Raw genomic sequence first — 12,216 nt, 5'->3', positions numbered from 1 at the left:
GTCAGCTGAGGCGCTGGAGCAGTTCGACGCTCGCGCGCAGCTGGGCCCGTTCCTCGGCGCTGAGCCGGGTCTCGATGGCGGTGGCGATGTGGTGCTCGCGGCGGGCGCGCTGGTCGAGCAGGGCGGCGCGGCCGGCCTCGGTGGCGGCGATCAGCTGCTTGCGGCCGTCGGTGGGGTGGGGCTGCTGGGCGACCAGGCCGGCTTCGGTCATCAGCGCGACGGTGCGGGCCATCGACTGGTGGCGCACGCGTCGGCGGTCGGCGAGTTCGGCGACGGTGTAGGAGCGTTCGTCGCGGACCAGCAGGCCGAGCACGGCGGCCTGGTTCGGCGGCAGGTCGTCGTTGTCGCGCAGGGTGCGGACCAGGCTGCCGAGGGCGGTGCGCAGGTCGGCGGCGAGGTCCAGGGTGTCCGGGTGCGGGGCGTCGCTGGTCATGGGAGAAGTCTATCCGGACGATATGCAGCAAGACTGTACAGCTGTGCTGTATGGTTTTGGCATGCGAATCACCAAGTTCGGACACGCCTGCGTACGCATCCAGCACGACGACGCCACCCTGGTCGTCGACCCCGGCGCCTTCACCGACCCCGTCGCACTGGCCGGGGCGGACGCCGTTCTGATCACCCACGAGCACATGGACCACTTCGAGGAGTCCCGGCTGCGCGCCGCGCTGGAGGCCGACCCCGCCCTGCGGGTGTGGACCAACGGCGCCGTCGCCGCCCAGCTGGACGGCCTCGGGCAGCGGGTCACCGTGGTCGGCGAGGGTGACGCCTTCGAGATCGGCGGGGTCGGCGTCTCGGTGCACGGCGAGTGGCACGCGGTGATCCACCCGGACGTCCCGCGGGTGAAGAACATCGGCTTCCTCGTCGACGGCCGGCTGTTCCACCCCGGCGACGCCTTCACCCTGCCGCCGCACACCGTGGAGACGCTGCTGCTGCCGCTCGCGGCGCCGTGGAGCAAGGCCTCCGAAGTGATCGACTACGTCCGGGAGTCGGGCCCCCGCCGGGCCGTCCCGGTGCACGAGGCGACGCTCAGCCCGATCGGGCAGATGGTGGCCACCCGACTGCTCGGGCCGGACGGGCCGGGCGTGGGCGGCGCGGAGCTGGTGGTGCTCGGGGAGAGCGAGAGCCTGGAGCTGGGCTGACGGCCCCGGTGCCGCGCCGGTAGCCTGGCGCCATGCTGAAGATCGGACTGACGGGTGGCATCGGCGCGGGCAAGAGCGAGGTGTCCCGGCTGTTCGCCGCGCACGGCGCGGTGATCGTGGACTCCGACCTGATCGCCCGCGAGGTGGTCGCCCCCGGGACGGACGGCCTGGCGGCCGTGGTCGCCGAGTTCGGCCCGCAGGTGCTGCGGGAGGACGGCACGCTGGACCGCCCGGCCCTCGGGGCGATCGTGTTCGCCGACCCGGAGAAGCTCCGGGCGCTGAACGCGATCGTCCACCCGCTGGTGCGGGCCCGGTCCGCCGAACTGGAGGCGGCCGCCGCACCGGACGCGGTCGTGGTGCACGACGTGCCGCTGCTCACCGAGAACGGGCTGGCCCCGCTGTTCGACCTGGTCGTGGTGGTCGACGCCGACGACGAGGTACGGGTGGAACGGCTGGTGCGGCTGCGCGGGATGGCCGTCGAGGAGGCCCGGGCCCGGATGGCCGCGCAGGCCTCGCGGGCGGACCGGCTGGCGATCGCCGACCTGGTGATCGACAACGGCGGGCCGCTGGAGGCGCTGGCGGCGCGGGTCGACGAGGTGTGGGCGGAGCTGGTGGAGCGGGCCGCCGCGTAGCGGCCGCCTCCGTTCCGGGCTCAGTCCGCCCTGAGCGGCAGTCGGGCCCGGACGGCGAAGCCGCCCTCGGGGGTCGGCCCCGCGTGCAGGGTGCCGCCGAGGTCGTCGGCGCGGGTGCGCATTCCGTGCAGGCCGTGGCCGCCCGAGGGCAGGACCGGGCCCGGACGGTCCGTCCGGCCCGACCCGCTGGGATGGGCGGAACGGCCGTGACGGGTGGGGGAGTTGACCACCGTCAGGCGCAGCCCGTCCGGTTCGACCGCGACCGTGACGGCGACCTCGGCGGCCGGGGCGTGCTTGTGGGCGTTGGTCAGCGCCTCCTGGACGATCCGGTGGGCCGCGTACTGCACCTTGGGCCCTGGCGCGGGCAGTCCGTCGTCCGGGCCGGTGACGGAGAGGCCCACCGCCGGGCCGGCCTGCCGGGACTCCTCGGCCAGGGTGGGCAGGCCGCGCAGCGAGGGCGCCTGGTCGGAGGCCGGGGTCAGCAACCCGAGCAGGCGGGCAGGCGCAGCAGGGGGCCGGGCAGCGGTGGCGCGAGGAGGTCGTCGGCCGGCTGGTCGGTGGGCCGGCGCATGAGGGGCATGCTTCCGCACCGGGGGCATCCGGGGTGATCTCCGGGCCGAGGTGGCCGGTATCGAGTGGCCGGTATCGAGTGGCGGGTATCGAGTGGCGGGCATCACCGGTACCGGGCTGCCGGGACGGGACTTGGACGCCGAACCACTGGGAAGGGAGCATGGAGTGATGACTGATCGTTTTTCTGCGGAACCGCTGGCCGTCGAGCGGTTGGAGGAGTACTCCCGCGCCCATCAGGAGGAGATCCTCGGCCCGGGCGAGGACCCGTACGGCGTCGCCTACACCGGCTTGACCTTCCGGCCCAAGGACATCCACTTCGGCGTCCGGGCCGCCGACGGCCGGTTGGTCGCCCACGCCGGGCTGCTCCCCGTCCCGCTCACCGTCGGCGGCACCGACCTGGAGGCGGTGGGCGTCGGCGGGGTGTGCGTCGCCGCGGAGCGGCGGGGCGAGGGCCTGGCGCACGCCGTGGTCGGAACCGCCGTCGACCACGGGCGCGCGCTGGGCTTCCGGTACGCGCTGCTGTTCTGCCGCCCTCCGCTGGCGGTGTTCTACCGGGGACTCGGCTTCCGCGGGGTGGCCGAGGAGGTGACGGTCGAACAGCCGGAGGGGCGGCTCGCGGTGATGCCGCTGTGCACCATGTGGCGGCCGCTGGCGGCGGACGCCGAGTGGCCGGAGGGTCCGGTGCGGCTGCGCTCACTGCCGATGTGACGGGGCCGGCGCCCGGTCAGACGGGCGTCGCCTCGCCGAGCGCCGCGTGGGCGACGGCGGCCTCGGCCAGGGCGCGGATCATCGGGTGGGCCCGGGTGCCGTCGCCGGACAGCTCGGGCTGGAACAGCGAGGCGAGGAAGAACGGGTGCCCGGGCAGCTCCAGGACCCGGACCTGGCCGGACCCGTCCGCGCCGCTGAAGCGCAGCCCGTGGGCTCCCAGCCGGTCCAGGTAGTCGGCGTTGAGGCCGTAGTTGCAGTGGTAGCGCTCCATCGTGTCGGTGGCGCCGAGGGCGCGCTCGGCCAGGGTGCCGGGGGTGATGACGACGGCGCCCTCGTGGCCGACCAGGGAGCAGGCGAGCGGCACGATCACCTGCTGCTCGCGGTCCGGGTCCTGCTCGCCGTGGACGGCCTCGCCGAGGTCGCAGACGTTGCGGGCGTACTCCAGCACCGCGTGCTGGAACCCGGCGCAGGTGCCGAGGAAGGGGATGCCGCTCTCGCGGGCGGTCCGGATCGCGGCCAGGGCGCCGGCCTCGCTGCGGTACGGGCTGCCGGGCAGCAGCCAGATCGCGTCGAAGCCGTCGAGCGCGCCCGGTGCCCCGGCGTCCTCGGTGGGGATCCAGTAGGCGTCCAGGACGAGCTGGTCGCGCTCGGCGAGGGCGTCGAGCAGGCCGGGGATGCGGGCGTGCGAGCGGACGGCGGGCGAGCGGTCGCCGACCAGGGCGATCCGCGGGGTCAGGTAGGTCATGCGGCTATCCTGGCCCCGCACCTGAGATCAGCGCCAACGATGATTTCTTACCCATCGATCAGAACGGTTGATGACTGCCGTGGATCCGCAGCAACTGCGCACCTTCGCCACCGTCACCCGGCTCGCCTCCTTCTCCGAGGCCGCCCGGGAGCTCGGTTACACCCAGTCCGCGGTGTCCCAGCAGATCGCCGCGCTGGAGGCGGACCTCGGCACCGCCCTGCTGGTGCGCCGGCCGGTCGGCCCGACCGTGGCCGGGCGGCGGCTGCTGGAACACGCCGTCCCGCTGCTGGTCCGGCTGGAGGCGGCGCGCGCCGACGTCTCGCGCCTGGCCGGTGCCCCCAGTGCCCGACTGGTGCTCGGGGCCACCCCGTTGGCGGTCGGGGCGGCACTGGGGCGCGCGCTCGGCGAGGTGCGCCGGGCGTACCCGCTGGTGGAGCCGGTGGTCCGGGTGCTCGCCCAGGACGTGCTGGCGGCCCGGGTCGCCACCGGCGAGGTCGACCTCGCGCTGATCGACGGGCTGGCCGCGCCCAGCGACCCGCTGCCGCTGCCCGAGGTCGGCCCGCTGACCACGGTCGCGGTGGACGAGCGGCCCGTCGCCGTCGCCCTGCCCGCCGGGCACCCGCTGGCCGGACGCGCCGGACTCGCCCTCGCCGACCTGTCGGCCGCGCGCTGGCTGGACGCCCCCGACCTCACCCCGACCGCGGCCCGGCTGCGCGCCGCCGCCGGCACCGACGGCTTCCGTCCCGCCACCCGCTACCGCGGCACCGATGTGCACGGGCTGCTCGCGCTGGTCGCCACCGGGCACGGGCTCACCCTGCTGCCCGAGCCGGTGGTGGCCGGGGCGCCCGGCGTCGACCACGCGCCGATCGCCGCGCCCCGGTTGGTGCACCGCACCGAACTCGTCCACGGCAGCCTGCCCGAGGGGCCGGCGGCGCTGCTGGCTCGGCTGCTGGTCGACTGACGCGCGGGCGGATGTGGAGGGGCGGTCACCACTCGTTCACGTCCCGGGGCTGACGGCGGTCGCGTGAACGGTGCTGTCATGGGCACAGTCGCCCGGCGATCGGCCGGGCCGGCCCAGGAGAGCGCCCCATGATGCTCCGTCAGCGTCTCACCGTCGTCGCCGCGGCGGCCGCCCTCGCCGCCGCCGGGCTCGCCACCGGCACCGCGCAGGCCGCCGTCTCGGCTCCGCACGTTGCCGCCAAGTCCGGAACCCTCGCGGCGAGTTGCTCGCAGGCGTACCTGCCGCTGCCCGACCCCACCTGCACCCCCGGCGCGTACAACCCGGCCGTCACCCAGGCCACCATCGGCCAGACCATCTGCGTCTCCGGCTGGACCGCCACCGTGCGCCCGTCGACGAGCTACACCAACGCGCTGAAGGTCCAGCAGATAGCCCAGTACGGCTACTCGGACACCAACCTGTCGGACTACGAGGAGGACCACTTCGTGCCGCTGGAGCTCGGTGGCGCGCCGCGCGACCCGCGCAACCTGTGGCCCGAGCCGCGGTACGGCAACGAGCCCGCGCAGAGCAAGGACTCGGTCGAGACCAGACTGAAGAACGCGGTGTGCGCCCACAAGGTGACGCTGGACGCCGCCCGGAGCGCGATCGCGAGCGACTGGACCACGGCGCTCAGCCGCCTGGGGCTCTGAGCCGGCGGGCGGAGTGATGCCGCCCGGTCCGTCCGGTCCCCTGTGCCGGACGGGCCGGGCGGCCGTCTGTGTGGGTGGTGCGGGGCCGCTGGGGTCAGCGGCCCGTCGTGCGGGTCGGCGGTCCGGATCTAGTAGCAGCCGGGAAGGGCCTCGCAGAGCGCCGACGTCATGCCGGTGCCGACGTACTTGTCGTCGGGCGCCTTCCAGGCGTCCTTGGGCTGGGCGCCGCCCTTGGTGGTGGCCCAGACGGACAGTTCGCTGACCGTCCCGCCCGCGGTGACCACGTACTCGTGCAGGGTGGCCGTGGAGCCGTCGGCCTGCGGGACCGTCACCGTGGCGGCGAAGTAGGGCGCGTCACCCGCGCTGCTGACCTTCACGGTGGCGCCCGGTGCGGACTTGGCGCAGTCCTTGACGGCCGCGACGAGGTCGTCCCTGATGACGCCGGCGCTCTGGCCGTTGCCACTGCTGTGGGTCGGGTCACCCCAGAAGAAGAGCGTCTGCTGGGCCGTCCAGCGGTCGCCACCGAAGCCCACCGACGCCTTGGCCTTGGCGGTGCCCTCGGTGAACAGGTACTCCTCGCCCTTGGGGAGCGGGGAGTGGCACAGCTCCATGCCCTTGAAGCCGACCGCTCCGGTGACCGGCTTGGCGTTGGCGGCCAGCGGGGCGTAGTGGTAGCTCTCGTCCATCGGGATGCTCTTGGTGTCCATCCAGGCCTTGGCCGGGATGCCGCCCTTGGCGTCGGGCTTCGGCGAGCTTCCCCCGGTGGCGGGAGCGCCGGTGGGCGCTCCGGTGGGCGCCGGGCCGGTTGCCGCGGTGCCGGTCGGTGCGGGGGCGGCGGTCTTGCCGCCGTCCTGGCCGCCGTTGTCCGGGCCGCAGGCGCTCAGGGCGCCCACGCAGAGCAGGGCGGCGGCGGTGGCGGTGACCAGTCGGGTGCTGCTGCGCAACTGACGATTCCTCGCGTGTCCGGTGTCGTGGTTCCGGGCGGAGGCCGGGGAGGGCGGCGCTGCGGCCACCCGTCCTCGCCGCCCGGCCGACCCGTGGCTGCGGGCACTCGGCATGGCTGTTCCTCCCCCGTTTCGTGCTGCCGTCAGGCCCCCTGGCTCCGCAGCTCACCGCTGGTCTGAGGGTCGGTCAGAGCGGGTGCTGCGTCGACGGCGGACGAAACCTATGCCACGGGGGCGCCGGGAGCAAAGCGGGATCCTCTCCGGGGGCCGGGCGAGTGCGGCAGTTGCAGCGGGCCGGTGGGGAACATGTGTGCGGCCGCGGCGGAAGCGATGTCCGGCCCGCGCCCCCGGCCCGCGGATCCGCCCACCCCGGGGCCCGGCCGATCCCTTGCCGGGCGCACGGTCCGGCGGTGGATCGTACCCGTCCCGTACCCCGCCCGCCCGGCCCGCCTACCCGGCCGACACCAAGGCTTCCTCCTCTTCCCTGCGAGAAGAAGAGAGCAGCGCTGCTCTGCGGGCAACGCGCGACGCTTCGGTACGGACGGTGACACCCAGTACTCGGAGCGTGTGGCGTATGTCAGATGTTGACCCTAATATTGCGTGCTCGAAAGAGTTGCCGGGGGAATCGGTAGCAGAAACGTTCACTCTGGGGGGATGCGATGGTTGATCTTGACTTCGAGCGGCGGATGAATCCGTGGCTCTTCGACAGTTCCGGAAACCTGACGGACGCGGCGAAGAAGCAGTTCCCGGACCTGGCGGCCGCAGCGTCCGGAACCGCCGCGCCTGCCTACACGCCGAGCGTACCGTCGGGTGCGCCGGCCGTAACGGTCAGTGTGGAGGCCCTGACCCGAGCCGCGACGAATGTCGACACCCTGAAGACCAAGTTCGCACAGGCATGCAAGCAGCCCTCCGCCCATGTCTCCGCAGTCGACAGCCTTCTGGAAACGCCGGCCACCACGGCTGCCAACGGGACGAAGCAGGGATTGGCGGACGGGGCCGTCATGACGAGGGCGATCCATGCCTGAGATTCCGGGCGGGGTTGCCGGCGCCGATGCCGTAGCCCGGAGGCGCTGGCGACCGCGACGCCGATCAGTCATCGCGACGGCACTGGTCGTGATCATCGGCGTCGGCGGCGGGACGTGGTGGTGGGCGTCGAGGGACCCCTTGAAGCTGCCCGACAGCGCCTGTTGGTCACTGGTGGATCGAAGCGACCTCCTGCCGCTGGCAGGAGACGCGGGAGGAACGTTCGCCGTGCGGCACAGGACGGAGGGTCAGTACGACGACGGCTCCCGGTTCACGCCGGGAGTGAGGCACCAAACGTGCGTCGTCGACGGGCACCAGCGCGTATTGCTGGTGCTCGATGTCTGGGGAATCGACGAGGACTCCTTTCACAGGGAGTACGAGTTGGGATTCCGAATGCCGAGTTGGGCCCCGGAGCAGCAGCTGAGTCTCGGCCCCGACCTCAAGGCCTGGGCGGGCGTCAATGCAACTCGGTTGGCGTTCCGCTGCGACAACCTGGTGGCCAGGGACAAGGACGTAGCCGCCGTGGAGATCGCGGTCGAGGGGGGCCTGCGGACGGCCGATGTGAAGAGTGCATCCGGTCAGCAGGCCCGGCTGGACATAGCGCTGAAGGTCGCGAGGCAAACAGTGGACCGGTCACTCCTGTGCCAGAACAAGGTCGCGTTCCCGGACAAGCCGGTGGCGGCGGCACTTCCGTTCTAGGGCGAATTCTGAGGGCGTGTCCGGCAATTCCCGCGCCGGGCGAGAAATCGTCGGACACGCCCTGCGCCCGGGGCCCGGCCGTTACGACTGGGGGTGGGTGCCCGGGACGCCGAGTTGGGCGGCGAGCCAGGGGAGGGCCTGGGTGAAGGTGGCGGCGCCGGTCTGCCAGGTGTGCTTGCCGGAGCCGACGGTGGAGGTGGTGCGGATGCCGTCCCGCTTGGCGGCCGCCTCCAGGGTCTTGGCGGCCTCGATCTGGCCGTGCTCCTCGTCGCCCTGGCCGAAGTAGCCGGAGACGCCCTGGTACTTGGGGTGGTGGGCGAGCACGGTCAGCGGGTCGTGGGCGGCCCAGGCCGCCGCGTCGCCGCCGTACAGCTCCTGGATGGTGTGGTCCTTGTCGCCGATGTACGGGCCCTTGTCGCCGGAGAAGTCGCCGAAGTGGGCGAAGCGGTTCGGGTGTTCGACGACCAGGTCGACGGCGCAGGTGCCGCCCATCGACCAGCCGGCCACACCCCACTTGTGGGGGTCGGTGGCGGCGTTGAAGGTCTTCTGGATGTACGGCGGGACGTCCTTGAGCAGGTGGCTCTCGGAGTTGCCGTGCGGCCCGTCCACGCACTCGGTGTCCACCCGGAAACCTCCGGTGGCGTCCACGAAGACGAGGATCGGGGCGAAGCCGTTGTGCTTGGCGGCGAACTCGTCGGCGGTCCTGACCGCGTTGCCGGAGCGGATCCAGTTGTCGGGTGCCGCGAACTCGCCGCCGATCATCTCCAGCACCGGCAGCTTGGGCCGGCTCTGGCTGCGGAACCAGGCGGGCGGCAGGTAGACCAGCTCCTGGCGGTGGGCGAATCCGCTCGCGGTGTCGGGGATGTCGACCTGGACGATGCGGCCCGTCCTGGTCTTGCCGTGGATCGAGCCGAGTTCGGCCAGGGTGATCTGGTCCGGCAGCGGCTGGCCGCTGAGTTCGCCGATCGCGTCGTCGATCGTCGGGTAGTAACCGGTGGCGATGTTCACGCTGTTCGCGGCGCAGAACAGCGCCAGCAGCACGGTCGGTGCCACCAGCAGCCGTCGCCACCACCTCGCGCCGCGCCAGCCGAATCCCAGCACCGAGAGCGCCGCGATCGCCACCCCGCTCCACAGCCACACCCCGAACGGGATCGGGTCGGTGAGCCCGCTCAGGGTGAGCACGCCGACGGCGAGGACCGCGGTGATCGCCAACGCCGTCCCGAGCGCGATCGGCCCCCACTTGCGCTGCCAGGTCCGGTCCCGCCAACCCGCCGCCGCCACGAACAGGGCGAGGGCGGCGGCCTGGACCGTCCAGGGGAACCAGCCGTCGAGCAGGGAGACGTTCATGCGCGGAGGCTAGGCGCGGCGGATGAGAAGGGGGTGAGAAGGCTGACCGTCCGCTGACCGGCTGCTGGGAGCCGGCTGGGAGCCGGCGCCCGTGGGCTCAGACGGTGAAGCGGTCGTGCGGGATCCCGCGCTCCCAGACGGCCTCGAAGGCGGTGGAGACCGTCTTCACCAGGGCGGGGTCCTCGGTGAACTCGTGCCCGGCCCAGGCGCCGTCACCGGTGAACCAGTGGAAGAGGACCAGGCGGTCGTCGATCAGCCAGAGGTCGTTGCCGGGCAGGGCGAGGTCGGAGGCGAGTCGGCGGGGGAGCCAGCGGACCAGCTCCCCGGCCGCGAGGTTGGCGGTGGTGAGGGCGTGCTCCCAGCGGATGTAGTCCGTCACGGGCTCGGAGACGATCCGGGCCCGGCGCAGGACGACGCCCCGGGCGACGGTCTCGCGCACCAGGGGCAGCCAGCCGGCCCAGAAGGCGGAGTCCGGGTCGAGGTCGACGGCGCCGGAACGCCTGAACTCCTCGAAGGCGGCCGCCTCATCGGCGACGCCGTAGACGTCACGCATCTCCAGGTGGACGGCCGTACGCCGCGCGCCCCTCAGCAGGGCGGAGAAGTCCGGCACGTTCTGCGTCATCGCACACCTCTCACGGGGTGGGGTCGGGCTCGGTGCGGCGGGCGGAGGCGAGCAGGGCAGCGCGGTCCCGCCACCACGGCAGCAGCTGCACGACACCGAACGTCGCCTCCAGGACGAAGAAGAACCACAGCACCCGGGTGGCGCCGTGGGCCAGCGCGTACGCCTGCCACGAGGCGAACAGCGTACGCGCGATTCCGTCCAACAGGCCGTGCAGCGCCCGGGGTTGGAGGATCCGCAGGAGCGCCCAGACGATCACGACCGAGCCCATCAGGTTCGCGTACAGGGTCTGGAACGGGTTGAGGGCGGGCAGGGTGCCGAGTCCGAAACGCGTACTGAGCGAGGACAGCGCGCCGTGCAGCAGCGCGTACGTCCACGGGGTCGCGAATCCCGCCGTGACGACGAGGTCGTACCAGGCGCTGGAGCGTACGAGGCGGACGTAGGCGGCGGTGCGGGGAGGGGCGAGCGGGGCGGGCTGATGGGTCATGAGGGGGCTCCTGCCGGTCTCTGGTGGAGGACGGCCTCACGGTAGACAGTGGAGTACTGTCCAAGGTCAAGCCCACCGTTCGGCGGGGGACGGCGGGGGACGGCGCGGGATCGTTCGGCGGAGGATCATGAGGATCGGGGAGCTGGCCGCGCAGGCGGGCGTCAGCAGGGACACCGTTCGGTTCTACGAGAGGATCGGCCTGCTCGAAGGGCGGCGGCAGGCCAACGGCTACCGCGACTTCCCGCCGGAGGCGGTGGCCTGGCTGCACTACGTCCGCACCGCGCAGACGCTCGGCTTCACGCTCGGCGAGATCGCCCGGCACGGCGAGCAGCTGCGCGACGCGCCTGACGGCGCGGAGGCGCTGTCCGCGCTTCTGCGGGACAAGATCCGCATCATCGACGATCGGATGGCCGAGCTGGCCTCGCTGCGGGCGGACCTGGACGCGCGCGTGGGCACCGGGTGCCCGCTGCGCGATTCGAGTCAGCCGGCGAAGCCCGCCGGCTCCGTCCAGCTGGAGAGAACAGAGAGCGAGTTGGCGGTTTCGGAGCCCAGTTCGACGTTGTAGACGCACAGGGTCTGCTCCGCGTCGCCCGGGGCATGGAAGGACTCGTAGGAGACGCGCAGGTCCCCGACGAACGGGAACGGCAGTTGAGGCCGACCGCCGGATGCAGGGAAACGGGCGGCCCCGCGCGATGCGTGGGGCCGCCCGTGGATCCGGCTCAGATCAGATGGTGTACTTCTCGTGTGGGATCGCTCGATCCCACACGGCTTCGAAGGCGTCCGAGCAGAGCTTCACCGCACCCTCGTCCTCGGTGAGTTCGCCACCCAAAGCGTCACCGTCACCAGAGAAATGGCCCCAGCGGACCAGCCGGTTGTCGAACAGCCAGAAGTCGTTGCCCGGGAGCGCGATGGTCGATGCGTTGCGCCTGGGAAGCCAGCGCACCTGCTCACCGGCGCGGACGTTCGGGAACGTCACGTCGTACTCGTACCTGATGTACTCGCTCACCGGCTCGGAGACGATGCGGGCCCGGCGGATCTCCACGCTGCGGGCAACGGACTCGGCGGTCACGGTCAACCACGGCCTCCACCATGAGGCCCGGTCGTCGGGGTCCAGACGGTGGCCTGCCCTCCACGCGTGAAGGGCAGGGTCATCCTCCATGTAGCCGTCGCGCATCTCCAGGTGCACCGCTGAGCGCTGGGCCTTCCTCAGCAGTTCATCGATCTTCGGAACGCTCTGCGACATCACATGCCTTCCTCAGCGCCTGCACCATTCGGGCGGGAACGCGCACGACGGCCTCGTGGTCGGGAACGTCACCCGTCGTCAAGCACGCGGCCTCGGTGTTCCCGTCGATCTTCCAGCCCTGGATGACCAGGTCGGAAGTGCTCTCGTCGACCCAGATGGTGGGCGAGTCCCCGTCGGGGCTGTTGGGATCCTTCGCGATGAACCGCAGCGACATGATGTCCTCCCGCGCCTACGCGTTGCGTGGTGGGGCACACGGTCTGTCGCTTCCATGGTGGCTTGGGGGGGGAGGGGCGCTGTCAGGCACTCGGACGAGTTCGTTGGACGGGGGGGGCCCCCGGGGTCGCGGGGCCCCCCGGGGGTTGCGGGCTCGGGGGGGCGGGGACGCGCCGGCCCGCGGTGCCGCGCCCGAACCC

17 protein-coding genes are annotated in these 12,216 nt (G+C 72.6%); 8 read left to right on the top strand and 9 right to left on the bottom strand.

What is annotated here, in order from left to right; translation table 11 throughout:
- Position 1: 1 nt before the first annotated feature.
- Positions 2 to 433, bottom strand: coding sequence for a MarR family winged helix-turn-helix transcriptional regulator (locus ACIRVF_RS26785; RefSeq protein WP_402822782.1), 432 nt, complete (start codon positions 431 to 433; stop codon positions 2 to 4).
- Positions 434 to 494: 61 nt separating this feature from the next.
- Here ACIRVF_RS26785 and ACIRVF_RS26780 point away from each other — a divergent pair, with 61 nt between their 5' ends.
- Positions 495 to 1,139 (top strand): MBL fold metallo-hydrolase, encoded by a 645-nt coding sequence (locus ACIRVF_RS26780; RefSeq protein WP_402822779.1) that lies wholly within the window; start codon positions 495 to 497, stop codon positions 1,137 to 1,139.
- Positions 1,140 to 1,171: 32 nt separating this feature from the next.
- Complete coding sequence (coaE, locus tag ACIRVF_RS26775) at positions 1,172 to 1,771, top strand: dephospho-CoA kinase (RefSeq protein ID WP_402822776.1); 600 nt, start codon at positions 1,172 to 1,174, stop codon at positions 1,769 to 1,771.
- 20 nt (positions 1,772 to 1,791) lie between these two features.
- Here coaE and ACIRVF_RS26770 read toward each other — a convergent pair whose 3' ends face one another.
- Entirely contained in the window at positions 1,792 to 2,256 is a 465-nt protein-coding gene (locus tag ACIRVF_RS26770; protein ID WP_402822773.1) for a sensor histidine kinase, read from the bottom strand.
- A 253-nt stretch (positions 2,257 to 2,509) separates the two neighbouring features.
- Between ACIRVF_RS26770 and ACIRVF_RS26765 the strand changes: the two genes are divergently transcribed.
- Complete coding sequence (locus tag ACIRVF_RS26765; protein WP_402822770.1) at positions 2,510 to 3,049, top strand: GNAT family N-acetyltransferase; 540 nt, start codon at positions 2,510 to 2,512, stop codon at positions 3,047 to 3,049.
- Positions 3,050 to 3,065: 16 nt separating this feature from the next.
- On the opposite strand, the gene ACIRVF_RS26760 is transcribed toward ACIRVF_RS26765, so the two are convergent.
- The gene (locus ACIRVF_RS26760) at positions 3,066 to 3,794 is read right to left on the bottom strand and encodes a hypothetical protein (protein ID WP_402822767.1); all 729 of its coding nucleotides are present in this window, start codon (positions 3,792 to 3,794) and stop codon (positions 3,066 to 3,068) included.
- 70 nt (positions 3,795 to 3,864) lie between these two features.
- On the opposite strand from ACIRVF_RS26760, the gene ACIRVF_RS26755 reads away from it, so the two are divergent.
- Positions 3,865 to 4,755 carry a LysR family transcriptional regulator gene (locus tag ACIRVF_RS26755; protein ID WP_402822764.1) on the top strand — a complete coding sequence of 297 codons (891 nt, stop codon included), beginning with the start codon at positions 3,865 to 3,867 and terminating at the stop codon, positions 4,753 to 4,755.
- A gap of 128 nt (positions 4,756 to 4,883) precedes the next feature.
- The gene (locus tag ACIRVF_RS26750; protein ID WP_402822761.1) at positions 4,884 to 5,441 is read left to right on the top strand and encodes a hypothetical protein; all 558 of its coding nucleotides are present in this window, start codon (positions 4,884 to 4,886) and stop codon (positions 5,439 to 5,441) included.
- A gap of 128 nt (positions 5,442 to 5,569) precedes the next feature.
- Here the strand turns inward: ACIRVF_RS26750 and ACIRVF_RS26745 are convergent, their stop codons facing one another.
- Positions 5,570 to 6,385, bottom strand: a complete 816-nt coding sequence (locus tag ACIRVF_RS26745) for a hypothetical protein (protein ID WP_402822758.1) — start codon at positions 6,383 to 6,385, stop codon at positions 5,570 to 5,572.
- A gap of 659 nt (positions 6,386 to 7,044) precedes the next feature.
- Between ACIRVF_RS26745 and ACIRVF_RS26740 the strand changes: the two genes are divergently transcribed.
- Both ACIRVF_RS26740 and ACIRVF_RS26735 read left to right on the top strand, forming a co-directional pair.
- Positions 7,045 to 7,410 carry a hypothetical protein gene (locus tag ACIRVF_RS26740; protein WP_402822755.1) on the top strand — a complete coding sequence of 122 codons (366 nt, stop codon included), beginning with the start codon at positions 7,045 to 7,047 and terminating at the stop codon, positions 7,408 to 7,410.
- Between the two features lie 88 nt (positions 7,411 to 7,498).
- Positions 7,499 to 8,107, top strand: a complete 609-nt coding sequence (locus tag ACIRVF_RS26735) for a hypothetical protein (RefSeq protein ID WP_402822753.1) — start codon at positions 7,499 to 7,501, stop codon at positions 8,105 to 8,107.
- Positions 8,108 to 8,188: 81 nt separating this feature from the next.
- Here the strand turns inward: ACIRVF_RS26735 and ACIRVF_RS26730 are convergent, their stop codons facing one another.
- From ACIRVF_RS26730 to ACIRVF_RS26720, 3 genes are all read right to left on the bottom strand, one after another.
- Positions 8,189 to 9,454, bottom strand: coding sequence for an alpha/beta hydrolase (locus ACIRVF_RS26730; protein WP_402822750.1), 1,266 nt, complete (start codon positions 9,452 to 9,454; stop codon positions 8,189 to 8,191).
- Between the two features lie 97 nt (positions 9,455 to 9,551).
- A complete protein-coding gene (locus ACIRVF_RS26725; RefSeq protein WP_402822747.1) occupies positions 9,552 to 10,076 on the bottom strand; it encodes a DUF6879 family protein in 525 nt (174 codons plus the stop codon).
- Positions 10,077 to 10,086: 10 nt separating this feature from the next.
- Positions 10,087 to 10,560 (bottom strand): hypothetical protein, encoded by a 474-nt coding sequence (locus ACIRVF_RS26720; protein ID WP_402822745.1) that lies wholly within the window; start codon positions 10,558 to 10,560, stop codon positions 10,087 to 10,089.
- Positions 10,561 to 10,687: 127 nt separating this feature from the next.
- Between ACIRVF_RS26720 and ACIRVF_RS26715 the strand changes: the two genes are divergently transcribed.
- Positions 10,688 to 11,125, top strand: a complete 438-nt coding sequence (locus tag ACIRVF_RS26715) for a MerR family transcriptional regulator (protein ID WP_402822742.1) — start codon at positions 10,688 to 10,690, stop codon at positions 11,123 to 11,125.
- Positions 11,126 to 11,284: 159 nt separating this feature from the next.
- Here ACIRVF_RS26715 and ACIRVF_RS26710 read toward each other — a convergent pair whose 3' ends face one another.
- The gene (locus ACIRVF_RS26710; RefSeq protein WP_402822739.1) at positions 11,285 to 11,803 is read right to left on the bottom strand and encodes a DUF6879 family protein; all 519 of its coding nucleotides are present in this window, start codon (positions 11,801 to 11,803) and stop codon (positions 11,285 to 11,287) included.
- Positions 11,775 to 12,017 carry a hypothetical protein gene (locus ACIRVF_RS26705; protein WP_402822736.1) on the bottom strand — a complete coding sequence of 81 codons (243 nt, stop codon included), beginning with the start codon at positions 12,015 to 12,017 and terminating at the stop codon, positions 11,775 to 11,777. The genes ACIRVF_RS26710 and ACIRVF_RS26705 overlap by 29 nt, the downstream gene beginning before the upstream one ends.
- Positions 12,018 to 12,216 lie beyond the last annotated feature (199 nt).

It is taken from the genome of Kitasatospora sp. NPDC101157, from assembly GCF_044768255.1.
In the GTDB taxonomy this organism is placed as follows: Bacteria; Actinomycetota; Actinomycetes; order Streptomycetales; family Streptomycetaceae; genus Kitasatospora.
Note: the sequence above shows the minus strand (reverse complement) of the source record. Positions and strands in the feature narration are given on the sequence as shown.

Excerpts from the sequence above, each read along its gene's own strand:
- ACIRVF_RS26785 (WP_402822782.1), bottom strand. The coding sequence starts at position 433 with ATGACCAGCGACGCCCCGCACCCGGACACCCTGGACCTCGCCGCCGAC.
- ACIRVF_RS26780 (WP_402822779.1), top strand. The coding sequence starts at position 495 with ATGCGAATCACCAAGTTCGGACACGCCTGCGTACGCATCCAGCACGAC.
- coaE (WP_402822776.1), top strand. The coding sequence starts at position 1,172 with ATGCTGAAGATCGGACTGACGGGTGGCATCGGCGCGGGCAAGAGCGAG.
- ACIRVF_RS26765 (WP_402822770.1), top strand. The coding sequence starts at position 2,510 with ATGACTGATCGTTTTTCTGCGGAACCGCTGGCCGTCGAGCGGTTGGAG.
- ACIRVF_RS26760 (WP_402822767.1), bottom strand. The coding sequence starts at position 3,794 with ATGACCTACCTGACCCCGCGGATCGCCCTGGTCGGCGACCGCTCGCCC.
- ACIRVF_RS26755 (WP_402822764.1), top strand. The coding sequence starts at position 3,865 with ATGACTGCCGTGGATCCGCAGCAACTGCGCACCTTCGCCACCGTCACC.
- ACIRVF_RS26750 (WP_402822761.1), top strand. The coding sequence starts at position 4,884 with ATGATGCTCCGTCAGCGTCTCACCGTCGTCGCCGCGGCGGCCGCCCTC.
- ACIRVF_RS26740 (WP_402822755.1), top strand. The coding sequence starts at position 7,045 with ATGGTTGATCTTGACTTCGAGCGGCGGATGAATCCGTGGCTCTTCGAC.
- ACIRVF_RS26730 (WP_402822750.1), bottom strand. The coding sequence starts at position 9,454 with ATGAACGTCTCCCTGCTCGACGGCTGGTTCCCCTGGACGGTCCAGGCC.
- ACIRVF_RS26725 (WP_402822747.1), bottom strand. The coding sequence starts at position 10,076 with ATGACGCAGAACGTGCCGGACTTCTCCGCCCTGCTGAGGGGCGCGCGG.
- ACIRVF_RS26720 (WP_402822745.1), bottom strand. The coding sequence starts at position 10,560 with ATGACCCATCAGCCCGCCCCGCTCGCCCCTCCCCGCACCGCCGCCTAC.
- ACIRVF_RS26715 (WP_402822742.1), top strand. The coding sequence starts at position 10,688 with ATGAGGATCGGGGAGCTGGCCGCGCAGGCGGGCGTCAGCAGGGACACC.
- ACIRVF_RS26710 (WP_402822739.1), bottom strand. The coding sequence starts at position 11,803 with ATGTCGCAGAGCGTTCCGAAGATCGATGAACTGCTGAGGAAGGCCCAG.
- ACIRVF_RS26705 (WP_402822736.1), bottom strand. The coding sequence starts at position 12,017 with ATGTCGCTGCGGTTCATCGCGAAGGATCCCAACAGCCCCGACGGGGAC.